Annotated in this window: 16 protein-coding genes and 2 tRNA genes; 10 read left to right on the top strand and 8 right to left on the bottom strand. The window is 71.9% G+C overall.

Going from position 1 to position 25,745, the window contains the following annotated elements:
* Window positions 1–43: 43 nt before the first annotated feature.
* The 3 genes from ACFYTT_RS13770 to ACFYTT_RS13760 all read right to left on the bottom strand — a co-directional run bounded on the left by ACFYTT_RS13770 (window position 44) and on the right by ACFYTT_RS13760 (window position 3,554).
* The gene (locus tag ACFYTT_RS13770; protein WP_387259256.1) at window positions 44–1,069 is read right to left on the bottom strand and encodes a LacI family DNA-binding transcriptional regulator; all 1,026 of its coding nucleotides are present in this window, start codon (window positions 1,067–1,069) and stop codon (window positions 44–46) included.
* A 123-nt stretch (window positions 1,070–1,192) separates the two neighbouring features.
* The gene (locus ACFYTT_RS13765; RefSeq protein WP_131051334.1) at window positions 1,193–2,212 is read right to left on the bottom strand and encodes a LacI family DNA-binding transcriptional regulator; all 1,020 of its coding nucleotides are present in this window, start codon (window positions 2,210–2,212) and stop codon (window positions 1,193–1,195) included.
* Window positions 2,213–2,258: 46 nt separating this feature from the next.
* On the bottom strand, window positions 2,259–3,554 hold the full coding sequence (locus ACFYTT_RS13760; RefSeq protein WP_387259252.1) for an extracellular solute-binding protein: 1,296 nt from the start codon (window positions 3,552–3,554) through the stop codon (window positions 2,259–2,261).
* Window positions 3,555–3,809: 255 nt separating this feature from the next.
* Here ACFYTT_RS13760 and ACFYTT_RS13755 point away from each other — a divergent pair, with 255 nt between their 5' ends.
* On the top strand, window positions 3,810–5,432 hold the full coding sequence (locus ACFYTT_RS13755) for a glycoside hydrolase family 43 protein (protein ID WP_387259250.1): 1,623 nt from the start codon (window positions 3,810–3,812) through the stop codon (window positions 5,430–5,432).
* 243 nt (window positions 5,433–5,675) lie between these two features.
* Window positions 5,676–6,350, top strand: a complete 675-nt coding sequence (locus tag ACFYTT_RS13750; RefSeq protein ID WP_176093131.1) for a polysaccharide deacetylase family protein — start codon at window positions 5,676–5,678, stop codon at window positions 6,348–6,350.
* Between the two features lie 28 nt (window positions 6,351–6,378).
* On the opposite strand, the gene ACFYTT_RS13745 is transcribed toward ACFYTT_RS13750, so the two are convergent.
* Both ACFYTT_RS13745 and ACFYTT_RS13740 read right to left on the bottom strand, forming a co-directional pair.
* Complete coding sequence (locus tag ACFYTT_RS13745; protein ID WP_387259248.1) at window positions 6,379–9,714, bottom strand: helicase HerA domain-containing protein; 3,336 nt, start codon at window positions 9,712–9,714, stop codon at window positions 6,379–6,381.
* Entirely contained in the window at window positions 9,711–10,331 is a 621-nt protein-coding gene (locus ACFYTT_RS13740; RefSeq protein ID WP_387259245.1) for a hypothetical protein, read from the bottom strand. The genes ACFYTT_RS13745 and ACFYTT_RS13740 overlap by 4 nt, the downstream gene beginning before the upstream one ends.
* A gap of 441 nt (window positions 10,332–10,772) precedes the next feature.
* On the opposite strand from ACFYTT_RS13740, the gene ACFYTT_RS13735 reads away from it, so the two are divergent.
* Both ACFYTT_RS13735 and ACFYTT_RS13730 read left to right on the top strand, forming a co-directional pair.
* Window positions 10,773–11,090: a CU044_2847 family protein gene (locus tag ACFYTT_RS13735; RefSeq protein ID WP_254876757.1), complete on the top strand. Its 318-nt coding sequence runs from the start codon at window positions 10,773–10,775 to the stop codon at window positions 11,088–11,090.
* 14 nt (window positions 11,091–11,104) lie between these two features.
* Window positions 11,105–15,163 carry a trypsin-like peptidase domain-containing protein gene (locus tag ACFYTT_RS13730; protein WP_387259242.1) on the top strand — a complete coding sequence of 1,353 codons (4,059 nt, stop codon included), beginning with the start codon at window positions 11,105–11,107 and terminating at the stop codon, window positions 15,161–15,163.
* Between the two features lie 13 nt (window positions 15,164–15,176).
* On the opposite strand, the gene ACFYTT_RS13725 is transcribed toward ACFYTT_RS13730, so the two are convergent.
* Window positions 15,177–15,251 (bottom strand) — tRNA-Val (locus ACFYTT_RS13725).
* Between the two features lie 38 nt (window positions 15,252–15,289).
* Window positions 15,290–15,362 (bottom strand) — tRNA-Gly (locus tag ACFYTT_RS13720).
* A 153-nt stretch (window positions 15,363–15,515) separates the two neighbouring features.
* Between ACFYTT_RS13720 and ACFYTT_RS13715 the strand changes: the two genes are divergently transcribed.
* Window positions 15,516–15,755 (top strand): DUF6458 family protein, encoded by a 240-nt coding sequence (locus tag ACFYTT_RS13715; RefSeq protein ID WP_131051342.1) that lies wholly within the window; start codon window positions 15,516–15,518, stop codon window positions 15,753–15,755.
* Between the two features lie 103 nt (window positions 15,756–15,858).
* Here ACFYTT_RS13715 and ACFYTT_RS13710 read toward each other — a convergent pair whose 3' ends face one another.
* Window positions 15,859–17,136 (bottom strand): hypothetical protein, encoded by a 1,278-nt coding sequence (locus ACFYTT_RS13710; protein ID WP_387259239.1) that lies wholly within the window; start codon window positions 17,134–17,136, stop codon window positions 15,859–15,861.
* A 219-nt stretch (window positions 17,137–17,355) separates the two neighbouring features.
* On the opposite strand from ACFYTT_RS13710, the gene ACFYTT_RS13705 reads away from it, so the two are divergent.
* The 5 genes from ACFYTT_RS13705 (at window position 17,356) to ACFYTT_RS13685 (ending at window position 25,743) form a co-directional block, all read left to right on the top strand.
* On the top strand, window positions 17,356–17,964 hold the full coding sequence (locus ACFYTT_RS13705) for a response regulator transcription factor (RefSeq protein ID WP_217705967.1): 609 nt from the start codon (window positions 17,356–17,358) through the stop codon (window positions 17,962–17,964).
* 137 nt (window positions 17,965–18,101) lie between these two features.
* On the top strand, window positions 18,102–21,116 hold the full coding sequence (locus ACFYTT_RS13700; RefSeq protein WP_387259237.1) for a hypothetical protein: 3,015 nt from the start codon (window positions 18,102–18,104) through the stop codon (window positions 21,114–21,116).
* Between the two features lie 19 nt (window positions 21,117–21,135).
* A complete protein-coding gene (locus ACFYTT_RS13695; protein ID WP_387259236.1) occupies window positions 21,136–21,792 on the top strand; it encodes a DUF4255 domain-containing protein in 657 nt (218 codons plus the stop codon).
* Window positions 21,789–23,894: an ATP-binding protein gene (locus ACFYTT_RS13690; RefSeq protein WP_387259233.1), complete on the top strand. Its 2,106-nt coding sequence runs from the start codon at window positions 21,789–21,791 to the stop codon at window positions 23,892–23,894. Before ACFYTT_RS13695 ends, ACFYTT_RS13690 begins: the two co-directional genes overlap by 4 nt.
* A 13-nt stretch (window positions 23,895–23,907) precedes the next feature.
* The gene (locus ACFYTT_RS13685) at window positions 23,908–25,743 is read left to right on the top strand and encodes a DUF4157 domain-containing protein (RefSeq protein ID WP_387259230.1); all 1,836 of its coding nucleotides are present in this window, start codon (window positions 23,908–23,910) and stop codon (window positions 25,741–25,743) included.
* Window positions 25,744–25,745 lie beyond the last annotated feature (2 nt).

The following is a 25,745-nucleotide window of genomic DNA, read 5'->3' as shown; positions in this document are numbered from 1 at the left end:
CACCGAGACGCCCGTCAACAACTTCCGGAAAAATATCGGTAGATCAACCGATCGCCGGTCGGGCGGCGGCGCTGTCCCGGACCACCAACTCGGTCGCCAGCTCGATCCGGGGGCTCTCCACCCTCTCCCCCTTGGCCAACCGCAGCACCGTACGCGCCGCCAGCATCCCCATCTCGGCCAACGGCTGACGCACCGTCGTCATCGGCGGCGATGACCAGCGCACCTCGGGAAGGTCGTCGAAACCCACCACGCTCACGTCGTCCGGCACCCGCAGACCCCGCTGCCGGACCGCCTCGTACACCCCCAACGCCATCTGGTCGCTGGACGCGAAGATCGCCGTCGGTGGATCGGCCAACCCCAGCAGCCGGGTGCCGCCCACGAAACCGGACTCGTGATAGAAGTCGCCCGGGCAGACCAACGCGTCGTCGAAGCCCAACCCGGCGGCCTCCAGCGCCGCCCGGTAGCCGTCCATCCGGGCCCGGCTGCACATCAACTGCGGCGGCCCGGCGATGAACCCGATCCGCCGGTGTCCCAGCCCGATCAGATACTCGGTGGCCCGCAGCCCTCCGGCCCAGTTCGTGGCGCCGACCGTCGGCGCGTCCTGCGGCGGCAGGCCGTCGGCGTCGACGATCACCACCGGGACGTCCATCCGGCGCAACTCGGCCCGCATCGGCGCTTCGACCATCGAGGTCACGAAGATGACGCCCTCGGTGCCCCGCCCGCGCAGGCTGGTCAACCACTGCTCGGCGGAGGCGGCCTGCCGGTGGATGGCGGAGACCACGGTGCCCACCCCGGCGGCGTGCGCGACATCCTCCACACCCCGAATGATCTCCACCGCCCACGGACTGTCCAGATCGTTGAAGACCAGGTCCACCAACCCCGAACTCGCCCGCATACTCGGCGGACGCCGCCGGTACCCGTGCCGCGTGAGTAACTCCTCCACCCGCTGACGCGTCTGCGGAGCCACGTCCGAACGCCCGTTGATCACCCGCGACACGGTCGGCACCGACACGCCGGCCAGATCGGCGATCGCCGAAATCGTGACCCTGGGGGTCTCTCTGGCAACCACAGCTCCACCCACCCAACCCGGTACGGCGACCCACCCGGCGAGGCAGCCGACAACCCCCACCCTAGTGCCGGAATTTTCACCCGCATACCGGGAGGTGGGGCAGATCCGTCGGGCCGTCGGCGGTCAGCTCCTCGGTGCCGCCGCGCTGTCCCGGACGACCAATTCGGTGGCCAGCTCGATCCGGGGGCTCTCCACCTTCTCGCCCTTGGCCAACCGCAGCACCGTACGCGCCGCCAGCATCCCCATCTCGGCCAACGGCTGACGCACCGTCGTCAGCGGGGGCGATGACCAGCGCACCTCGGGAAGGTCGTCGAAACCCACCACGCTCACGTCGTCCGGCACCCGCAGACCCCGCTGCCGGACCGCCTCGTACACCCCCAACGCCATCTGGTCGCTGGACGCGAAGATCGCCGTCGGTGGATCGGCCAGCCCGAGCAACCGCACCCCGCCGGAGAACCCGGCCTCGTGATAGAAGTTACCGACCTGGATCAACCGGTCGTCGACGGGGATACCGGCCGTCTCCAGTGCCGCGCGGTAGCCGTCCATCCGGGCCCGGCTGCACATCAACTGCGGCAGGCCGGCGACGAACCCGATCCGGCGGTGTCCCAGCCCGATCAGGTACTCGGTGGCCCGCAGACTGCCGGCCCAGTTCGTGGCACCGATCGTCGGCGCGTCCTGGGCGGGGACACCGGCCGGGTCGACGATCACCACCGGGATGTTGAGTCGCCGCAACTCGGCCTGCTGCGGCGCCTCCAGGGTGGAGGTGACGAAGATGACCCCCTCGGTGGAGCGGGTCCGGATGTTGTCCAGCCACTGCTTGGCCGAGGAGGTACGGCGGTGGATGGCGGAGACCACCGTGCCCACCCCGGCGGCGTGCGCGACATCCTCCACACCCCGAATGATCTCCACCGCCCACGGACTGTCCAGATCGTTGAAGACCAGGTCCACCAACCCCGAACTCGCCCGCATACTCGGCGGACGCCGCCGGTACCCGTGCCGCGTGAGTAACTCCTCCACCCGCTGACGCGTCTGCGGAGCCACGTCCGAACGCCCGTTGATCACCCGCGACACGGTCGGCACCGACACGCCGGCCAGACGGGCGATCGCCGCGATGGTCACTGTGCGGTTGTCACTGGCAGCCACGCGGCGCCTCCATCTGCTCGCTCGATGGACGCCGCCGACGGAGGCGTCACTGCTGGCTCTTCGCCACCGCGGTGATGTCCTTGAGGATCTGATCCGGCCGCTTACGGCCGATCATCAGCTCGGCGACGCTGTTGTTGACCTGCTGACCGACCGCCGGCGGGTACGCCTGGTCGAGGTAGAGCTGGAACCCGGTCGCGACCGCCAGGTGCGCCGCCACCACCTGGTTGTTCGGGTCCTTGATCCGGCCGACGGCGGCCAGGTTGGTGGGGAGCACGGCACCGGTCTCGGCGGCCCGGCGCTGGTTCTCCGACCGCAGCAGCATGCGCAGGAAGTCCACCGTCGCGGGCGGAGCGTCGCGGCCGACCGCGAAGCCGTTGCCGCCGCCGAACGCGTCGGTGGCGGCACCCTTACCGCCCTCCACCGTCGGGAAGGTGAAGAAGCCGAGCTGGTTGCCGATGCCGAGCTTGCTGTTCGACGACGATGCCTGGATCGAGGGCGCCCACTGGCCCATCAGCTCCATGGCGGCCTCGCCGTTGCCCATCGCCGCGCCCTGCCCGTCCGCCGTGCCGTACTCCGCGGAGCGCCAGTTCCGCTGGAACGGCTTGAGATCGACCAGCTCCTTCAGGCGCTCCCCCGCGGCGACGAACTCCGGGGTGTCGAAGTTGCCGGTCTCACCCGCGACGCGCAGGGCCTCCAGGCCACCGACGCGCATCGCGAGGTACGCCCAGTAGAAGTGCCCCGGCCACTTGTCCTTGCCGGCGAGCGCGATGGGGGTGATGCCCCGCGCCTTGAGCTTGCCGACCGCCTCCAGCAGCCCGGCCCAGGTGGTGGGCGGCGAGGTGATGCCGGCGTCGGAGAAGTGGTCCCGGTTGTACCAGAAGCCGGTCATGCCGACGTCGAACGGGATGCCGTAGATCCGTCCGTCGATCGTGTACGGCTGCAACGCGGCGGGCAGCAACTGCCCGATCCACGGCTCCACCTCGGCGGTGATGTCCTTGACCAGGCCCGCTTCCACCTGCTGCTGCAACAGGCCACCGCCCCACGACTGGAACAGGTCCGGTGGCGTGCCCTTCTTGGTGATCTCGGCCAGCTCGGTCTTGAAGACCTCGTTCTCCAGCGGCTCGATCTCGAACGTCACGTTCGGGTGCCGGCCCGAGTACACCCGCGCCAGGTCGGCCCAGACCGGCAGCATCGGCTCGGTGTTCTGGATGTGCCACCACTTGACCGTCTGCGGGGTGCCGGGGCTGTCGGAATCGTCCCCTCCGCATCCTCCGAGCAGGAAGGCGCTGGTGCCGAGACCGGCCAGGCCGAGTAGTGACCTGCGGGAGACGGGCGCTGTCATCTGTATCCCTTCGACAACCGGTGACGTACGCATAGAGGCACTGCGATCGGCGACAGGCCGCGAATGGCAGTTCGAAAGTTTCAACCCGTTGCCGGTATTTTCGTCGTGATGGCCGGCACGTTACGACGCGTCGACGTACGCGGTCAAGAGGGCTGTCGTATGCAGACACTACCCGCTACGGTGAGCCGAATCTTGGGAGGTTCCCGCAGCCCACTTCCGGAAATCCACCGGGTTCGAAGCCTGAAGGAGCAGCGCATGTCGGCCGAGACCGCGGACGTGGCCACCACCCGGTCGATCCGGAACCCGATCCTCGCCGGATTCCATCCCGATCCGTCGATCCTGCGCGTCGACGACGACTACTACCTGGCGACCTCGACCTTCGAGTGGTATCCGGGCGTGCGCGTGCACCATTCCACGGACCTGGTGCACTGGCGTGACACGGGCGGGATCGTCACCGACCGCCGCCTGCTCGACCTGCGCGGCTGCGACGACGCCGCCGGTATCTGGGCACCCGACCTGACCCATCACGACGGGTTGTTCCACCTCGTCTACAGCGACGTGGCCAGCTTCGCGGGCGGCTACTGGGACGCACAGAACTTCCTCACCACCGCACCGAGCATCACCGGCCCCTGGTCGGAGCCGGTCCGGCTGCACTCGCACGGCTTCGACGCGGCCCTCTTCCACGACGACGACGGCACCACCTGGGTGCTCGCGCTCAGCGCCGAGTGGCGTCCGGGCCGCGACCGCTTCGGCGGCATCGAGATCCAGCAGTACGACCCGGTCGGCAGGCGCATGCTCGGTGAGCCGCGGATCATCTTCACCGGCACCGAGGTCGGCCTCACCGAGGGACCGCACCTGTACCGCCGTGACGGCTGGTACTGGCTGGTCACCGCCGAGGGCGGCACGAGCTGGGAACACCAGGTCACGGTGGCCCGCTCGCGCGAGCTGTTCGGGCCGTACGAGGTCGACCCGGCCGGACCGATGCTCACCTCCGTCGGCCGCCCCGACCTCAGGTTGCAGAAGGCCGGACACGGCAGCCTGGTCCAGACCCCGCACGGCGAGTGGTACATGGCACACCTCGTCGGCCGCCCGTACACCCCGCTCGGCGCGTGCGTGCTGGGGCGGGAGACCGCGCTGCAGAAGGTCGACTGGCCGTCCGGCGGGTGGCCCCGCGTCGACGGCGGCATCCCGGCCGACGAGATCCCCGCCCCGGACCTGCCGACACAGCCGTGGCCGCCGGAGCCGGCCGTCGACCACTTCGACGCGCCCGAACTGGCGGTGTGCTGGTCGACGCTGCGCCGACCGGCCGACGACGACTGGATCGACCTGCGCTCGCGCCCCTCGTACCTGCGCGTGCACGGTGGACAGTCGCCGACCGGCAAGCAGACCCCGAGCCTGGTCGCCCGCCGGGTCCGCACGTCGCACTGCTCGCTGGAGACGGTCGTCGAGTTCGACCCGCGCGATCACCGGCACCTGGCCGGCGTGACCGGGTACTACAACACCCGGAACTGGCACCACCTCTATCTGACCCGGGCCGACGACGGGCGCGTGGTGCTGGAGGTGCTCAGCTGCGACCGGGGACGACGTACCGCGTACCCGCAGCTCACCGTCGACACCGGCGGCGCCCGCCAGGTCGGCCTGCGGGTGACCTTCGACGGCCCGGTGTTGCGCTTCGAGTACGACCTGGGTGCCGGCTGGCAGCAGGTGCCGGTCGAGTTGGACGCCACCATCCTCTCCGACGAGCACGCCACCGAGATGGTCGACGGAGAGTTCACCGCCTGGGGTTTCACCGGGTCACTGCTCGGACTCTGGGTGCAGGACATCGGTGGCGACGGACGGTACGCGGACTTCGACCACGCCACCTACCTCGACCACTGACCTGCGCGGCGTCCGGAAAGTTCTCGATATCGCTTTCCAGCGCCCTGAACAGGCAAGATGCCGAGAGTCGGACGTATCGACCATTGACGCCTCGGCATCGACGGCCGTAACGTTTCGACCAAGTTACCGGACGCTCCCGGAACGACCGCATCGCCACCGCAGCATCGTCGCCGTGCCAGGTGGGGCGGGTTCGCGCCCCACGCGACCTACTCGCCGCACCACCTTGTCGGAAGGCCACCGGTGATGCCACCGTCCACCCAGCCCCGCCACGCCCCCTACCCCGCCGTCACGTTCCGGTCGGGCATCGGGCCCCCACCGGCTCGACCGGTCGAGGTGATCGACACCGGGCAGGTCCTCTGCCTCACCTTCGACGACGGGCCGCATCCGGTGCACACCCCACGCCTGCTCGACGTGCTGGCCCACCACGACGTCCGGGCGGTCTTCTTCCTCCGGGGCGACCAGGTCGTGAGGTATCCCGAGGTGGTCCGCCGGATCACCGCCGAGGGCCACGTGCTCGGCAACCACGGGATGCGGCACGACGACATGAGTGACTGGGCCGCCGGTCGCATCGCGTCGGACCTGCTGGAGACCAACGCGGTGATCCGGCAGGCCGTCCCGTACGCCCGCGTCGGCTACTTCCGTGCCCCGTACGGCGCCTGGGGCCAGACGCCCACCGTCGCCGCCGCGCTCGGCATGCGGCCGATGGGCTGGCGGCTCGCCGTCACCGACTGGGAGCCGCCCGGCACCGACGAGCTGCTGCGGCGACTCACCGACGGTGCCGCACCCGGCGCGGTGGTGCTGCTGCACGACGGGGGCGGAGACCGGAGCCAGACCGTCGACGCTGTCGACCGTTTCGTGCCGTTGGCGCGTACCGCAGGGTGGACCTTCGCCCTACCCGGCAGCACCGTGAGTCGCTGACGGACCAGCGGGGTGACGACCCGGCGACCTAGACGCCGGAGTCGGCAACGGCCGCACGGTGCACGACCTCCTCCGTCGTCAACGGGCTGGGCGGATGGTGGCTCAGGCACATCGGGCCCTGCATCTTGACGAACCGGGCACCTTCGACGGCGGCGTAGAACTGCCCCGTCCGCATCTTCCCCACATCCGGCACGTCGGCGCCCTTCGCCCTGGCCACCTCGCGTGCCGCCTCGATCTGGACCGGAGCGGTCAGCAGTCCGAAGAGTTGGGTGGCCGCGTTGCCCGGGATCTGGTTGTGCAGCCCCTTCGGCGACTGCGTGGCGAAGACCAGGCCCAGGCCGTACTTGCGGGCCTGCGAGGTCAACGCCAGGGTGCTCTGGGTGCAGGCGGTGACGGCACCGGACGGGGCGAACGTCTGCGCCTCGTCCATCACCAGCAGCCCGCCCAGGGGCCGGTCACCGGCCGGATGGCGCTTGATCCAGGTGAAGAGTGCCAACTGGAGCTGGTTGACGAAGCTCTGCCGCTGCTGGTCCTCGGGAAGCCCGACGAAGCTGATCACCGAGATCCGGGCCCGTCGACCCGGCGGAGGCGTGAGCAGCTCACCGGGGTCGACCGGGGTTCCGGCCCCACCGAACAAGGGGTCGTTGATCAGCGCCGCCTTGAGCAACTGCGCCATGCTCGCCGCCAACTTGGGCGCGCTGTCGAGTTGGCTGACCCCGTCGGGTAGCTCGTTGAGCACCTCGGTGAACTCGTGCAGGTCGTTGGCGCCGGTCCGGGCGTAACTGATCAGCGCCTCACGAAGCACCGCCCGTCCGAGGCGCGCCTTGTCCGTTCCGCCGTCCACCCGGGCATGCGTGGCCAACGTGGCGACGGCGGCGTTCACCGCGGCCGTGAAGCCGTCCGGATCGTCGAGCACGTCGGCGAACCTGGGCAACGGTTGGAACGTCAACGGCCGCCCGGACTGCCGGCCCGGCGTCCAGATCACCACGTCCGTCCCGGAGAGGTACGCCGCAGCCAGGTCCGGGTCCCCCGGACCCCACCCGTTCGGCGGTGCCGGCCAGGCGTCGCCGAGTCTGGCCAGGTCGTTGTTCGGGTCCAGGACGATGGCGGAGACGCCGCGCAGGGCACACTCCTCGACGAGCCGGCGGATCAGCACGGTCTTGCCCGAGCCGGAACCGGCGAAGACGACGGTGTGCCGGCGCAGCGATTCGAGGCCGATCCGCACCGGGTCCGGCCGACCGGGCACGACACCGAGAACCACCTGGTGCGGGTCGACTCCGGCGACGGGCGGTGGACCGGCGACAGGTGTCTGCGGCACCGCCGCGTACGCCGCCGCCGACGGTGCGCCGGTGGGGGACGCAGGAACAGGAGCCCGCCCGACCACCCGGTCCGGCGGTGCCTCCGGCCGGGACGCCGGTCCCGGCGCCACGTCGAGGGCGGGCACGACAGCGGCGGGCACGGCGCCGGCAGGAACGGCACCGGCGGGCGGACCGGTGACCGGCGCATCGGCCGGCCGGACACCGAGTGCCTCTCGCAGGCAACCGATGTCCGCCACCGGTCGGCGGTCGGCGAACCACGGCCGTAGGGTCTCCAGGCCGTACGTCTGGATGAGCTGCTCCAGGGCGGCCAGGCGGCGGATGTCCGCGGCGGGAAAGTCGAGCGTCCGCCCGCCCGCCCGCTCGAACGCCTCCAGCACCTCCCGGGTACGGGCCCCCGTCGACCACGCCGCGCTCCGCAGCAGGAAGAGCCGACGCTTGGCGATGCCCTCGGTGAGCCCGGCCGTGGTCACCGCGTTGCGGATCCGGTTGAGCGCGGCGATGTGGTGCGGGGCGCAGATCGCCCGGAAGGACCAGTGCTCCTCGTCCTCGCTCTCCTCGTCGAGGCTGTGTCGCAGCCGGGCGTGCAGGGCCGGCTTGCCCCCGGCCGGGATCGGGTCGAGGCTGAACGCCTCCACCGCGGAGCCCTGCTCGGCGATCCACGCGGTCAGCCCGGCCCTGAGGAGTTCCGGGACCCGCGCGTCCTCGGACTTCTGGCGGACGGCGGGCTCGGGATCGGCCCCGGCGACGAGTTCCGCGTACCTCAGGTCGATCTTGCCGAACTCGTCCGCGCGACCCGTCGCCGACGCACCACCCGCCGGTGATCCGCTCGGGACGCCGGGTCGGTCCGCCGCCGCGTGCAGCAGATGCCGGAGTTCCCGCACCTCACCGGCGGCCAGGCAGGCCCGGACGTGCGCGTCGATGCTCCGTAGCAACTCGCGCGGCGTGAAGCCCTCCACCTCCTCGAAGGTGGACGGGTGGACCGGCCAGGACGGATACGGCGGGGTGAAGCCGAGCCCGTCGAACAACATCGAGAATCGCTTCTCGACGAGTTCCCGCCCGACCTCGGCGGAGGGGATGTGCTTGAGCCAGGCGGCCTCCCGGAACCGGTCCTGCACCGTGTCGGTGGCCTGCTCCTTGATGTTCTGCCAGGTCTGCGGCAGACAGGACACCACCGACAACGAGCGACGGGTGGTCTCCCGCAGGGCCATCAGCCCGCTGGCCACCTGTTCCAGCAACAACGAGGTCTGCCAGTCGGTCTCGCCTCGCACCTCGTGGTTGGTCGCCTTCACCGACTGCGCGACCATCAGGTCGATCTGGTCGACCGCGATCACCGTGGGGCCGACCATGGCCAGCAGGCGGCTGGTGTCCTGGACCACCTCCTGAGGCGCTCGCCGCGTGCGTCGCAGCCCCCAGCCGGCGCGCAGACCCGGTTCCTCCTCGTCGCTGGAGCAGAGGAAGTCGAAGCCGATGTCCTGCGGGGCCGACTGCTCGGCGGCGTACAGGACCAACGCCCGCGCGGTGTCCTGACACTCGGTCCCGATCTGGCGGTCGGTCTTGCGGATCAGGTCGACGAAGGCGTCGAGCGCCGATCGGCTGAGTTCGGTCTCACCGGTGACCGCCCGGCGGACCGTTCGCGGCGCGTCGACGCGGTCCGCCAGCCGGCGCAGGAACGCCCGCAGTTGCGTCGTCCCGTCCGGCATCGCCCTGGCGAAGCCCGTCAGCATCGACATCGCGGTGCTGTGCCAGAACGCCCGCGCCTCCAGCAACTCCACCAGGAAGAAGAAGCCGCCGCGCTGTTGCACCTCCTGACGCACCGTACCGAGCAGGTGGGTCTTGCCGGTGCCACGCTGACCGAGGATGGCGACGCCCACCGGGCTGGAGTCGGGGCTCTGCTCCGCCTCGGCGAAGCTGTCCAGCACCGTCTGCACGACGTCGTGGTGCAGACCCTCGACGTGGAACGGGGTCGGCTTCCAGACGTCGTCCGGTGTCGGCGCCCAGTTGAACCTCAGCGCAGCCAGGGCCCGCCGCTGCTCGGCGGCCATCATGACGAGATGGCGATGAGGTGCTTGTCCTGGTTGCCGATACTCACCGCGGCGGCGCGCTCCTCCGGCCGGAGCACCTTCTGGTTGGATTCCGGCACCAGGTGGACGTCGCGCTCCCGGTTGAGCTGCACCAACGCGGCGTCGACCTCCGTACGGGGCAGATCCGCGACCGCAGCGCGCAGGTCGGCCAGCATGACGTAGTCGCCGGGACGGGCTGCCAGTCCCTGGTACGCCTGCCGGATCAGGGAGACCACGTCGACCGTGGAGTTCGCCGGATCGGTGCCGGTCGGTGACACGGCCACGGCCGAGACGACGTCGTCCTCCTTGATCTGCAGGCGGAACAGATCGTCGGCACGGGTACCCGAGTGATCGATCAGCCGCCGCAGGAAGTCCAGTACGACATAGAGCGTGCCGCCCGCCGTACCCGCGCCCTTCGGTGCCTCGGCTCCCAATTCCTCGGCGGCCCGGCTCCATCCCTTGTCGGTCAGGGCCAGGGTGATCGGCTTCTCGGAGACCTCGATCAGGTCGAGAGCGAGGAGTCGACGCCGATGATCCGCTTTCAGGCCGATCCCGGCGACATTGGTGAAGTAGGTCTGCGGCAGCGGCGCCGCCTTGATCATAAGTGTGACGAGAATGCACCGGTCAACGAGGGTCAGTTCCTTTTCCGGCATGCGGATGCTCCTCTGTGGCACGAGCTTTCACCACGTTGACGGTGATGATCGAAGACTCGGAAGGGGTGGCCGTGGTCCAGGTTCCGCAACGGGTTCGCCCCGCGCACGGGCCGATTCTGCCGACGGCGGCCAGCGAGCGCAAGGTCAGCAATCGGGCTGCCGATAGCCGACAACCCGGCTGAGTCGATCTTCAGCGGTCCAGCGTGGACGGCCTGACTGGAACACCAGTTCGGAGCTGCCAGTCGTGATCGACTAAGCGGCCGTTGCCAAATGTCCACGACAACAGGCAGCATGGCTGTTCGGCGAGAGGCCCGCCGGCAATTGGGTGACGCCGCGACCTCTCCTGCCGTTCCGGGGAGAGGGCAACGGAGGTGACCTGTGCAGTCTGAAGTGGTCCGCTACCAGGTCGATGACCAGACCGTCGCACTGATCGAGGTCGAACCGCCGGCAGGTTTCCAGCCCGCCGGGTTCGGCGATGTCGCCGGTTGGGTGCGGGAATCGGCCGCCCCTGCGGTCGCCGCTGCGAAGGAACTGCTGGAACAGGTGAAATCCGTCGCGCCCGACTCGGTCGAAGTCCGGTTCGGGATCAAGGCGACCGGAACGGCGAACTGGGTGGTGGCGAAGGCGACCGGAGAGGCGAACTTCGAAGTCACCCTCGCCTGGCACGCGCACGACAATCCGGATCTCGGCGCCGGTCTGCGGCCCTGACGAACGGGCGACCCGTGACCACAGCCCCTGACGACAGCCCCTGGGTCGCTGCCCTCCATCGCGGCGCGAACCAGCAGCACCCGGTCGGCACCGGCATCGTCATCGACACGAACCTCGTCCTCACCTGTCACCACGTGGCGTTCGCCGCCGACGGCACCCTTCACGACGACCTGTACGTCGCCTTTCCGCTCGCCCCGAAGGTCACGTACTTCGACCGGCGCAAGGTCGGACAGTGCCTGCACGACGGCAGGCAGACCGCCCACGTCGACCTGGTCCTGCTCGAACTCGTCGAGCCGGTGCCGCCCACCGTCGTCCCCGCACGGCTGCGCTGCCTGGAACCCAAACCCCTGGTGGATCGCCCCTTCTGGGCGTTCGGATTCCCGGCACAGATCATCGGCGGCACCTCGGCCACCGGCTCCGTGACCGACACCGGCGGATACGGCCACGTCATGATCGACAGCGGTGCCGGTGGAGCGTTGAAGAAGGGGTTCAGCGGCGCTGCCGTCTGGTCTCCGGAGTACCAGGCGGTGATCGGCGTCGTCGTCTCCGCCGACGGCAACGGCCGGGGACAGGCGGTGACGCTCCACTACGCCGACGAGCAGATACCCGAGATGAAGCTCGGGACGCTGTCGGCCTGGCGGATCGAGGACACCGACGACACCGCGCTATCCGCCTGGGGCTGGGCGCTCAGCGGCGACGGCGAAGCCGGCCGGCACTGGCTCCCCCGCGCCCGGGGAGTGGCGGTCGACACCGAGGGCGGCACCCGCTTCCGGGGACGGAAGACCGCCCTCCGTCGCATCGTCGACTGGATCGACGGTGCGACGGCGGTCACCGGTCCACTGATCGTCACCGGGTCACCCGGCGTCGGCAAGTCCGCGGTCCTGGGACGGGTCGTCACCACCGCCGACCGACAGATCCGCGCCACGCTTCCCGCCGACGACGTCGCCGTCACCGCCACGGTCGGCTCCGTCTCGTGCGCCGTGCACGTCAAGGGCAAGACCGCCGACGAGGTGGCGACCGAGATCGCCCGCGCGGTCGCCGTCGACCTGCCGGCCGCGCCCGCCGACCTGGTCCCGGCGGTACGCCGACGACTGGAGCGTCGGCCCGTCCCCTTCGCTCTGGTCGTCGACGCGCTCGACGAGGCCGTGGACCCCGGCCACGCCCGCCAGATCATCGACGAGATCCTGCTGCCGATGGCACAGGAGTGCGGCCGGTACGGTGCCCGGGTCGTGGTCGGCACCCGCCGCTCCGACGACCGTGGTGACCTCATCGCCTGCTTCGGCGACCAGGCCGAGTTGATCGACCTGGACACCTCCGAGTACTTCGCCGAGTCCGATCTCGTCAACTACGCCGAGGCGACGTTGCAACTCCTCGGTGCCGAGAGGCCCGCCAACCCGTACGCCGCACCCGGTGCCGCCGCGCCACTCGCCCGTCGCATCGCGGCCCTGGCCAAGGGGAACTTCCTCGTCGCCGGTCTCGTCGCACGGGCGCACGCGTTGCGCGACATCGACGCGGTCGATCCCGCCACCGTGTCGTTCACGGCGACCGTGGCGTACGCGTTGGACGCGTACCTCGCGGGTCTGCCGGCGGCGGGTTCGACCTCGGCCCGGCTGGCTCTCACCGCACTGGCGTACGCCGAGACCCCGGGGCTGCCGCTCGCCCTGTGGCAGACGGCGGTGACGGCGTTGGGCGGTGGGGTCACGGAGGCGCAACTGCTCGCGTTCGCCCGCACCTCGGCGGCGAACTTCCTGGTCGAGACGGGTGGCGGGGCGCAGCCCGCGTACCGGCTGTTCCACCAGGCCCTCAACGACGCGTTGCTGGCCGAGCGCGACGCCCGCGACGCACGACGCGAGGACCAACGCCGACTGGTCTCCGCGTGGGTCGACCGGGCCGCCGCCGACGGCTGGGACCGTGCCCCCGACTACCTCCTCCGGTCGCTGCCACCACACGCCGCGCGGGCCGGGCTCGTGGACCGGTTGCTCGCCGACGAGGGCTACCTGCTCCACGCACACCTGGATCGCCTGCTCACCGTGGTCGACACGGAACAGCTCCCGACGGCCCCACTGCCGCAGGCCCGAGCCCGCCTGCTGCAACGCACCCCGCTGGCGGTCGCGGCGGAACCGGCCGAACGGGCCGCGCTCTTCTCGGTCGTCGATCGCCTCGACGGTCTGCGCAGCGGGATCACGGCGGCACAGGCCCCTTACCAGGCGCGGTGGGCGCACACACCGCCCCGCCAGGAACGCAGCGTGTTGGACGGCCACTCGCAGGCCGTCTACGACGTCGCCGCCATCGAGATCGACAACCGACGGCTCCTCGCCTCCGTCGGTGACGACGGCACCCTCCGGCTCTGGGACCCCCTGACCAACCAGGTCGAGTCGGTCTTCACCTGCCACGACGACACGGTCCGTGGGGTGTGCGCCGTCCGCACCGGTGCCGGCGAGGTGCTGATCGCCACCGCCGGCCACGACGGCACAGTGGGGCTCTGGGAACCACGGTCCGGCCACCGTCGGCACGAGCTGCGCGGGCACGACGACTGGGTACGCAACATCTGCGCCATTCCGCTGCCGACGGGTGACCTGCTCGCCTCGGCCGGCGACGACCGGACCGTCCGCGTGTGGGACCCGGTGAGCGGCACCCAGCGGTACGAGTTGACCGGCCACGCCGGCTGGGTGACGGCGGTGACGTACGTGCCGGCCGCCGGCCGCCACCTGCTCGCCTCGACCGGCTACGACGGCGTGATCCGGATCTGGGAGCCGACCGTCGACGACCGGCCGACTCTGACCCTCACCGGTCACGTCGGCTGGGTCACGACTCTCTATGCGGTCCGGACACCCGACGGCACGCTGCTCGCCTCGGCCGGATACGACGGCACGGTCCGCCTCTGGGATCCGCTGACCGGCCGGCAGGTGCAGGTCCTCGAAACCGGCGGGCCGCTCACCGACCTCTGCACGGTCGAGGTCGACGGGGGGCTCCTGCTGGTGTCCACCGGCGAGGACGGACTCATCCGGCTGTGGGAGGTGCCGACCTGGGCCAGCCGCCCCAGCCTGCGGGGACACGCGAACTGGGTCCGCGCGGTGTGCGAGCTGCGCACGGCGAAGGACCGGATGCTCGCCACCGCCGGAGACGACGGCACCGTACGGCTGTGGGATCCGGCGGGCGGCCAGCCGGACACGGTCGCCGACCAGGACCGGTTCGGTCCGGTCGCCGCCCTCTGCCCGGTGCCCGGCACGCAGGGGGTCCTGGTCGCCTCGGGTGGTGTCGACGGCCGGGTACGTGTCTGGAACGCCGGCACCGGCGAGCGGGTGCGGGAGTTCACCACGTCGGGCGGGCCGGTCAACGCCATGTGCGCGATCGCGGACGACGAGGAGCCGCTCATCTTCACGGCTCAGGACGACGCCACCGTCGGGTCGTGGGGCTCCCGGGACGATCAGCCGGTGCACGAGATGAGCGAACACCACGCCCCCGTCGCGGCGGTCTGCCCGCTCGTGGTCAACGGCGAGACGGTGATCGCCTCGGCCGGCGACGACCAGGCCATCCGGCTGTGGCATCCGCACACCGGCTCGGTGCGCGGGGTCCTGCTCGGACATGTCACGCGGGCGTGGGTGACGGCCCTGACCACGGTGACCTGGCCCGGTATCGAGGCACTCGCCTCGGCGGACAAGAGCGGCACCGTGATGCTCTGGGCCGGCGGGGACACCCCGATCTGGACCCGACAGGGTCATCAGGACGCGGTGACCGCGCTCTGCGCCGTCCCGGTGGCCGGCCGCCCGATGCTCGTCTCCGCCAGCGCGGACCACTCGATCCGGATGTGGGACGCCGAGTGGGGCGAGCCGGTGCGGTGGTTCACCGGGCACACCGCAGCCGTCACCGGCCTGAGCCTCGTCCGGATCGGCGGTCGTGACCTGCTCGCCTCGACCAGCAGGGATCGCACGGTGCGGATCTGGGACCCGGCCACGGGTCGACTGGTCCGCACCATCCCCGTCTATCACCCGGCGCTCGCCTGCTGCACCGTGGAGGACACGCTGCTGGTGGGGCTGGATCAGGGACTGCTCGCGTTGGCCGTCACCGGCTGACGCCCGATCGGGCTGGTGGGCGATACTGGGTTTGAACCAGTGACCTCTTCCGTGTCAAGGAAGCGCGCTCCCACTGCGCCAATCGCCCGTGGAGACCGCCGGCACCAGAGGTGCGGGCGGACTGCGAGCGGACGACGGGATTCGAACCCGCGACCCTCACCTTGGCAAGGTGATGCGCTACCAGCTGCGCTACGTCCGCGTGCCCCCGCGAAGTGCCGGGGACGCGCCAACTCTACCCGATGACAAGATCGCTCGATCGGCCACCCCACTTCCCGGAGTGATTGTGCCGGTCACCGTCGGGGTACAGACCTTCCCGACAGCACACCCGCGCCCCTGGAAGAAGGAGGCTGTCATGGGTATCGGAACCAGTGTTTTCCTGCTCGCGCTCGGCGCGATCCTCACCTTCGCGGTCAACGCCAGCATCGGTGGTCTCGACCTGGACGTGGTCGGCTGGATCCTGATGGCCGCCGGCGTACTCGGTCTGATCATGACCACCCTGGTCTGGGGACGCCGCCGCCAGGTGGTCGCCACCGAGCAGCCGGCCGAGTACCGCCGGGTCGAGGAGCGCCGGGACGTCGCGCCGCCGCTGTGAGCGGCGCCCGACGATCGGCGCGGCGGCCGAGGGAGCTGATCGGTCGCCCGGCACACATGACGATGGCGGCCACCGGGAACGGTGGCCGCCGTCGCTGTCCGCACTAGGGCCTGGTCCGGTTCAGGACGCCGTTCAGATAGAGCCCCTCCTGGCAGGTCCCGGGCGTGGCGGCACCGACCGGGGTGCCGGGTTGCCGGCACTCGACCGTGAGGGTCACCCGCGATCCGGCCGGTACCCGGATCGGGGTGACCGAGTGGTAGTCCTGGTTACGGAAGTTCTCCAGGCCGTAGGTGACCACCCGCACGTCGTCGGCGGTGATGGTCAACGTGCCGGTGTCCCCCTGCGGGTTGTCGACCAGGAAGTCCGTGAGCAGGAGGACCCGGTTGCGGGGCACGGTGTAGCTGCGGGACGCCGTGCTGCCGGGGCTGGTCCGCAACGTCAGCGCGGTGGCGAACTGTCCACCGCCGGTCGCGGTCGCCGGGGTCGGCGACGGACTCGACGGCGGGGCGGCGGGGTTCTCGGCGCGTTCCTGCGCGACGGCCTCCCGGGCCGCCTCGCCGGCGGCTTCGTTCGCGGACGCCTCCATCTGGGTCGCGGCCTGCGCCACCCGCTCGTCGGCGGCCTCCTGGGCGGCCGACTGCACCGCCGGACGCAGCAGGCCGAACCAGAGCGCGAGCAGGAGCAGCAGCAACGCCAACAGCAGCGCCAACAGTTTGAGCAGCCACCCGGAGAGGACGGGCTGCTGCACCAGGGTGCCGTCCAGGGTGATCGCCCGACCGTCCCGGTCGGTCAGCAGGGCCCGGAACGGCAGGTGACGGGGCGTGCCGCGCCAGAGCAACCGCTTCGCCCGTACCCGGAGTCCGGCCTCGAACTGCTCGCCCGCCGCCAGGACCATCGCCGTCGGGCGGGCCGCGAAGTGCAGTTGCTCCGCCCCGTCGGTCGCGGCGACGGTCAACTCCTCCCCGATGTTGCCGCCGTTGAGCACGGCGAGGCGGTAGCGGGCACCGAGCCGGGCCCGACGCACCTGCGGCCGGAGTTCGGCGGCCACCTCGGAGAAGGGCGCGATGGTCAGCAGACCTTCCTCGACCGTCGCGGTCTCCGGCGCCTCGGACGGGACCACCCGTACGCCGTAGGGCAGGTCCCCGGCGCGGACCTCGGAGGACCGGGGCGGGCGCACGGTGAGCACGACGGTCTCGCTGGCGCCGGGATAGAGGGAGACCCGGGGCGGATCGAACGTCGCCCACGCGTCGGGCACGCCGACGATGGTGAGGTCGTACGCTTCGACGACGTCACCCGAGTTGCGGATCGTCACCGGGATGTCGACGCTTTCTCCCGGTACGACCACCGTCGGGGTGTCCACCAGGCCCAACGAGACGCTCATGTCCGCCCACGGTAGGCGGGCGTCGACGCCTGCCTACCGTCCGGCGGGGAACCGGCACGGGCAGAACGGTTGCCCGTTAGGTCCACGTTAGGTGCACGCGAAGTCACACCGACCATGCTCTGCGTACCGGCGTGGCACCCGCTGCGCCGCGCCGTCCGGGCCGGACCACCGGGACCGGGTGTCGAGGTGTGGGGGAGGCTGGAGATGCAGCGTGTCACGGTGAGCGTCCACGCGGAGGACCCGATCTCGCGGTCGGGGGTGGAGAGCCAACTGCGTGCCCGACCGGACCTGTGGGTGATCGAGCCGGGCCGGGAGACGCCCGAGAGCGTCTCGCTGGTGGTCGTCGACGTGCTCGACGAGTCGGCCATCCGGCTGCTGCGCCGCCTGCACCGCACCGGCCCGGCCAAACTGGTGCTGGTGCCGGCCCGGATCGACGACGCCGGCCTGTCCCAGGCGGTGGAGCACGGCGTGGTGGGGCTGGTCCGCCGCACCGAGGCGAGCGCCGAACGGCTCAGCCACATCGTGCTGGCCGTGGCCCGTGGTGAGGGTGCGCTCCCGGCGGACCTGCTGGGTCGGCTGATGGCCCAGATGGGGCGGTTGCAGCGCCAGGTCCTCGAACCGCGCGGGCTCACCCTGCTCGGGCTGAGCACCCGCGAGGTGGACGTGCTGCGGCTCGTCGCGGACGGGCTCGACACCCGGGAGATCGCCGGCAAGCTGTCGTACTCGGAGCGGACCGTGAAGAACGTCCTGCACGACGTCACCAGTCGGCTGCAACTGCGCAACCGGGCGCACGCCGTGGCGTACGCGCTGCGCAACGGCCTGATCTAGGACGTGGTTGCCTCAACGGGCGGGCCCCGCTGCCCCCTCGGGTGCCCCACCGGCCGAGGCGGCCGGCCGCCGGGGCACCGCAGGATGGCGGTGGCCATCCCGTACGACGTCCGCCTCGCGAGGTCCACGTGCGACGCATGATCGGAATCCCTGTCGTCCTGGCCGTGCTGCTCGTCGCCGCGCCGCCACCCGGCACAGGGGTCGCCGTCGCCGCGCCCGCGCCGGCCCCGACCACGCCACCCGCTCCGGCCCCGAACGACGCCCTGAGCCAGCGGATCGCGTACGCCGGCACCGGGCACCGCAGCCTCGGTGTCGTCACGGGCGAGGGCGCAGCGGCGACGGCGGCACCGTTCTTCGGCCCCGGCCCGGGCCACTTCGACGACGAGGTCTCGGCCCGGGGGTCGACGGTGACCTGGGTGGGTCGGCGGGACGCCCGCACCACCGAGGTCTACCTGCGCCGGGGCACGGGTCCGGTGCAGCGGGTCACCCGGAACTCGACCGACGAGTCCCGGCCGGTCCTCTCCCCCGACGGCACCCGGATCGCGTACAGCTCCGCCGCCGGGCGGGCCGACGGCGCGCACGACGTCTTCGTGGTCGACGTCGCGGGCGGTGACAGCCGACGGGTGACCGACGGCACCGGCGACAACAGGTGGCCGACCTGGTCGCCGGCGGGTACGACGCTGGCCTTCGCCGGGCTGCGCGGCGACGCCACCGTCCCGCAGGTCTACCGGATCTCCGCCGACGGCGGCCCCGCCGTACAGGTGACCACCGAGCCCACCGGGGCCGCCGAGCCGGCCTGGGACCCGATCCCGGCGCACGGGCGCCTCGCCTACACCGTCGGACCGGCCGAACCGGCCCCCGAGGTGTGGCTGATCGCGCCGGACGGCACCGGTCGGGCCCAGATGCTGCCCGGCGGCTGGCAGGCCCGACAGCCCGCGTGGACCGCCGACGGGGCGACCGTGGCGTTCGTCAGCCGGACGCTGCCGGACGGCGGATCGGCCGGAGACGTCGACCGGCTCTACTCGGTGCTGGTGCAGGAGGACGTGTGCCAGTGCGTGGTGGTGCAACGACTCGACGAGAACCGGGACGTCACTCATCCCACCTGGTACACCGTCCCCGGCAGCGACACCGAGTCCCTGCTGGTCGGCCGGACCAGCGCCCTCGACCGGACCACCGCCACCCTCCAGGACATCCGGCCGGACGGGGTGGACCCGCGTGACCTGGGCGTACCGGTGCTCCGCGAGGACCCGGGGGCGCTCGACAACTCCTTACTGCTCTGGGAGCCGGAGGACGGTGACCCGTGGTTCGAGCGGCAGGCGTACTCCCCGGACGGGCGACAGATCGCCGTCACGCGGTTCGAGACGGTCGACGGCGTACGGACCGAACGGCTCTGGATCGTCGACGCCGACGGGGGTCGACCCCGCCTGCTGCCGATCGCCGGGCGGGGCAGCGGCGACCGGGAGACCGACCCGGCGTGGTCGCCGGACGGCACCCGGCTGGCCCTGGTCCGCAACTCGCCGGGCGACGGCCCGGGGGGACGAACCCCGTCCCGGATCGAGGTGGTCGACGCCGTCGACGGGGAACTCCTGCTGGACCTGCCGGTCCCGGCCCCGCTGGCCGGACTCGACGACACCCAGCCGGCCTGGTCGCCCGACGGCACCCAGATCGCCTTCACCCGGGGCACCTACCGGGGTGAGGTGTCCACCCACATCTGGACCGCCAACGCCGGCAACGGCCTCGACCAGACCGACCTGACCGAGACGATCTGCGGCGTCGCATGCCCGGTGGTGGACGACAGCGCCGCGTACTCCCCGGACGGCACCCGACTGGTCTTCAACCGGGAGGCCGACGGTCTGGTCCTGCTCGACCTGGACGACGGCGACTGCCGCCTGCTGCTGCCCGCCGGTGGCGGATCCTGCGCCCTGCCGGTGCCCGACTCCGAGGACGCCCCGCACCAGCCCCGCGACGTGGCCTGGTCGCCGGACGGCGAGCGGCTCGCCTTCTCGGCCCGCCGCGCCGAGGGCAACAACGCACCCGAGGCACTGTGGAGCTACGACCTGGCCGACGGCACGGTCGGCCCGCTCACCGCGCACCTGCCCGGACGGCAGAAGGAGCCGAGCTGGCAGCGTCGCGTGGACGTCGCCACCACCGTGTCGGCACCGGCGCCGACCACCACGGTCGGCGGCCGGACCGCGCTGCGGCTCGCCGTCACCGACCAGGGGCCGACCGCCGCCGACGACGTGCGGGGCACCCTCCACGTACCGGCCGGGTTGTCGGTGACCGGCCTCGACACACCGGCCGGCGAGTGCGACCTCGCCACCCTGCGCTGCGCGCTGGGTCGCGTCGAGGTGGGACGTACCGTCGAGGTCCGGGTCGACCTGGTGGGTACTGCTCCCGGCAGCTTCGAGGTGGGCTGGTCGGTCGAGACCAGCCCGACCGACGCGGACCCCTCGGACAACGCCACGGTGACCACCGTCCGGATCGTGCCCGCGCCGGCGGGCAGCCCGGCCGACCCGACGATCACCGTCTCGGTCGACCCGCAGCCGGGATACGTCGGCGGTGTCGTCACCGTCCGCTACACGGTGCGCAACGCGGGCGGGACCACCGCGACCGGCCTGCGGGTCCGCGCCGACCTGCCCGACGGGGTACCGGCCGGCGGGCTCCTGCCCGACTGCCGCGACGACGGCTGCCCGGTGCCGGACCTCGCCCCCGGCGCCGCCGCCACCGTGGGGGGCACACTCGCCCCCGGCGCGGCCCTCGACACGACCGTCCGGGGCACCGTCTCCACCACCGGCGGCAACGCCGACCTCGACAACGACACCGCCACCGCGCGGCTGCGCGTGCTCCAGCCCCGGATCGTGGCGGTGCCGGAGATCGGGCCGCCCGGCTTCGTCGCCGCGATCCGGGGAGTCGACTTCCCACCCCGGCAACCGGTCCGCCTGGCCTGGGACGTCGGCATCACCGCCACCGCCGCACCGGTCCGGCCGGCCGCCGACGGCACCTTCACCGCCCAGGTGCTGGTGCTGCCGAAGGACCGGCTGGGCCAACGCCGGGCGGTGGCCACCGGCACCGGGTTCCGCCCGGTGAGCACACCGTTCCTGGTGGTGCTGCCGGCCCAGCAACCGCCCGGACTGCTGCGCCGCAGTTGGTGACGACGATGGGAGCGGGCGCGTGATACACGAGATCGACGAGGCCCTACGCGGGCTGGTCGCCACCGAGGAGCTGACCGGCACCGGCGTGGAGGTGTCCTTCGACGCACCCACCCGGGACTGGGCGACCCGCCGCAACGCACCGACGGTGAACCTGTTCCTCTACGACATCCGGGAGGACCGGTCCCGGTACTTCCAGGGCCGGGTCGCCGAGCGGGACGCCACCGGCCAGACGGTGGCCTGGCACGACTCGCCGCACTTCTTCGCGCTGTCCTACCTAATCACCGCGTGGACCAACCGGCCCACCGACGAACACCGCCTGCTCGCCACCCTGCTCGCCGGTCTGATCCGGTACGACGAGCTGCCGGCCGAGCGGATGACCGGCTCGCTGGCCGCGCTGGGCCTCTCGGTGCCGATGTCGGTCGCCGCACCACCCGGCGAGGGGCGGGCGCTGGCCGACGTGTGGACCGCGCTCGGCGGCGAACTCAAACCGTCGCTGGACCTGGTGGTCACCGCCCCGGTGTCGACCCGCCGGTCGCCGGCCGCGCCGCCGGTGCGGGAACGGACCGTCCAGGTCGGCGACCTCACCGGGGCACGGGTGAGTCGGCGCACGCACACGGTGACCGATCCCCGCCGGAACGGCGACGGTCGGCCTGCCGGACCGGACGGTCTGCGGTGAGCGACACGGCGTACCTGTCGGAGCGGCTCGGGCTGGTCGCCGCGCGGGTCCGGCAGGCCGTGACCGAGCGCCGCCGCACCGATCCCGATCCGGACGACGCCTTCCGGGGGCTGTACGTGTCAGCGGACCACGCCGAACGCCTCGCCGCCGTCGCGAGCACGGGGGTGGGATGTAAGGAGGGGTCCCCTGCTATACACGAGGCGTTAGCAGGGGACCCCTCCTTACATACCGACGGCGACGAGCCGCGACTGCTCCGGCTGGCCCGCCGTTTCGGACTCACCCCGTTGGACGTGGACTTCCTGCTGGTCGCGTTGCTGCCCGACGTCGAAGCCCGGTACGAGAAGCTCTACGGCTATCTCCACGACGACGTCAGCCGGCGTCGGGCCACCATCGGGCTGGCCCTGGAACTCTGCGGGTTGCCCGCCTCGGCGGTCACCGGAAGGTCCCGGTTCGCCGGCTCCGCGCCCCTGGTCGGTGGCGGGTTGGTGCTGGTCGAGCAGCCGGACCAGCCGTACCTGTCCCGGCCGTTGCGGGTGCCCGACCGGGTGGCCGGGTACCTGCTCGGCGACGACACCGTCGACGCCCGGCTCACCGGGTCGGCGTGGCCCGTCGGGGACGACACGACCCCGCCGTCCGACACCGCGCACCGCCTCGGCACGGCGGTACGCGCCGGGGTGCGCCTGGCCTACCTGCGGGAACAGCCCGGCGCCGTCGCCGACGACCTGGGGGTCGCGGCGCTGCTCTCGGCCGGCTGGGCGGTGCTCCGGCTGGACCTGGACGCGCTGGTGGCGGATCCGGCCCCGGCCGACGTGCTGACGGCGGCGGCGCGGGAGGCCCGACTGCGTGGTGGCGGTCTGGTCGCCGGGCCGGTCCAGGCACTCGACCCGATCGGGCAGCCGGCACACGCCCGGCTGCTGCGTCGGGTCGCCGAGCAGCCGGTGCCGGTGCTGCTCACCGGGACGGTCGAGTGGGATCCGCACTGGAGTCGGCAGGCGCCGCTGCTGGTCACCGCCGCACCCCTGGACGAGCAGGGCCGGGCCCGACTGTGGCACACGGCGGGTGCCGCGCGGGCCGCCGACCGGCCCGAGGGCTGGACCGACGGCGTGGACCCGGCGCGCGAGCTGGCCGCGTACCTGCTCGGTCCGGACCAGATCCGGCGGGCCGCGCAGGCCGCCGACCAACTCGCGCTCTTCGAGGGCGCGGACCGGGTGGACGCCGGTCACCTGCGCGCGGGGGTACGCGGACAGAACGCCGGTGGCCTGGCCCGGCTGTCCCGGCGGATCGAGCCCGGCGTGGGCTGGCCCGATCTGGTGCTGCCCGACCGGGTGCACGACCAGTTGCGGGAGCTGGCCCTGCGGGTGCGGTACCGGGACCGGGTGCTGGGCCGGTGGCGGATGCGTCCCGGCGGCGGGCGGGGGCGTGGGGTGCTGGCGCTGTTCGCCGGTGACTCGGGCACCGGCAAGACCATGTCGGCGGAGGTGGTCGCCGCCGATCTCGGCCTGGACCTGTACGTCGTGGACCTGTCCACGGTGGTGGACAAGTACGTCGGCCAGACGGAGAAGAACCTGGAGCGGATCTTCACCGAGGCGGCCGGTGTCAACGGCCTGCTGCTCTTCGACGAGGCGGACGCCATCTTCGGCAAGCGGTCGGAGGTCAAGGACGCCCGGGACCGGTACGCCAACCTGGAGAGCGCCTACCTGCTGCAACGGATGGAGTCCTTCGACGGCGTCGCGGTGCTCACCACGAACCTGCGCGCCAACCTGGACGAGGCGTTCACCCGGCGGCTCGACCTGATCGTCGACTTCGCCATGCCGGACGTGGCGCAGCGGCGGGCGCTCTGGGACCGCTGCCTCGGCACCGAGCTGCCCCGCGACCCCGACCTGGACCTGGACTTCTGCGCCGGCAGCTTCGAGCTGGCCGGTGGCAGCATCCGGGCCTGCGTGGTGACCGCCGCCTACCTGGCGGCGCAGGCCGGCCGGCCGGTACGCATGGCGGACCTGGTCGGTGCGGTGCAGCGGGAGTACCGCAAGCTCGGCCGACTGCTGTTGGAGAGCGAGTTCGGCGCGCACCAACCACGCGGGGAACCCGCGCGGGTCCACTGACGAGGGGGCAGCGATGCGAGCACACGACCCGGCCGGCCGCGACGTCTCGGCCCGCCCCGTCACGCCCACCAAACCGGAGACCACCGGTGCCGAGCAGGCCCGAACGGAGACGGGTGCGGTGTCCGTCGGGCCGGTCGGCGTCGGGCCGAGTGGTGCGGCGGCCACCATCCTGGACCTGCAACAGCGGGCCGGCAACGCGGCGGCCACCCGGGCGGTGCAGCGGATGCGGTGCGCCGACCCGGACCACGGCCACGAGTCGGAGCCGATCCAGCGGTCGGCGGTGAACGAGGTGCTGCGTTCGGCCGGCAGCCCGCTGGCCGGGCCGGTACGGCAGGACATGGAGGCCCGGCTGGGCGCGGACTTCTCCGACGTACGCCTGCACACCGGCGCGCTCGCCGAGCGTTCGACGGCGGAGGTGGATGCCCGCGCCTTCACGTCGGGATCGCACGTGGTGATCGGCCGGGGCGGGAGCGACCGGCACACCCTGGCCCACGAACTCACCCACGTCATCCAGCAGCGCTCCGGACCGGTCGCCGGCACCGACAACGGTCACGGCCAGCGGGTCTCCGACCCGGGTGACGCCTTCGAACGGGCAGCCGAGGCGAACGCCCACCGGGCCCTGAGCGCGCCGCCGCCAGCGCACGACGTCCAGCAGGCACCGCAGGCGGGCATGTCCGCGCCCACCGAGTCGTCGGCGGGTTCCCCCTCGGTGCAGCGGGTCAGCGCCGACGAGCTGCACCGGGAGCCGCCCGGCCCGTCGGTGCAGGTGCGCGGGCCGCGCCGGTCACGCTCGAACCGGCGCCCCGCCACCCAGGTGGACCAGGCGGCCGCCTGGACCCCACTGGACGCCGCCTACCGGGCAGCCACCGGGCAGATCCCGTACAAGGAGCGGATCCGCCTCGACACCGACCTCACCTCGCTGAGCGAGATGAGTCCACCGGGAACGGGATACCAGCTCGGCACCGCGCTTACCAACGTGGCGCAACAGGTGGGCATCACGTTGGCGGGCGGGGTCACAGGTGCCCGTAGCAACGCGGAGATGATGGAGGAGCTTGGTCGTCTTGATCCGGCCTCCCTGCCGTACTGGCAGGCCCAGGACGGCAGGGACCAACAGCTCGCCACCGACGCGGTGAACAGGGAGGCGCAGTACCAGAACGAATCCGGGCCCGAGAACGCGCAGGCCCGACGGGATGTCACGACGGCCCTGCTACGCGGGATCCAGATGCCGGCGGCCGACGCGACGGACATGCTGCTGACCTTCAACGACGGTCTGGTCATCGGCGGAGCGCACCGTGCGGAGCCGTTCTTCGCCTGGGCCGTCGACCATATGGCCCGGCTACGCCAGAACGGGGTACGGACGCTCTATCTGGAGTCGCTCCGGGAGGACGTGCACCAGAACCTGGTCGACGCTTATCTCGGCAGCGGCGTGATGAGCCGGGAGCTGACCAACTTCTGCAACACCTACCAGCGGTCACACGCCGTCGACCTCGCCGGATTCCTGGCCGAGGCACGGAGCACGGGCATGCGGGTCAAGGGCACCGGCGGTCGGCCCGCGCGCCAGGTCGGCATGAACATCCACAATCGCGCCGTCCTGCTGAACACCTACGGTGAACAGGTGGTCCGGCGAGACCGGGCGAAGACCGTCGCCTCGGGCGGCGACCCGGGCAAGTACCTGATGCAGGCCGGCGAGTCACACGCCAAAGCCCACACCAATTCCCCGGGGACCCCGGCGGTCGCGGGCGGCACGGCACTGCCCAACGAGTTCCCCGGCATCAACGAACTGCTCGACGTGCCCGCCGTGCGACTGGAGGACAACATGGACGGTAGGAAGGGATTCCGCGCCATCTGATC

Origin of the sequence: Micromonospora sp. NPDC003816 (assembly GCF_042874705.1) — a bacterium.
In the GTDB taxonomy this organism is placed as follows: Bacteria; Actinomycetota; Actinomycetes; order Mycobacteriales; family Micromonosporaceae; genus Micromonospora.
The sequence above is the reverse complement of the archived record's forward strand: the minus strand, read 5'-3'. Positions and strand labels throughout refer to the sequence as shown.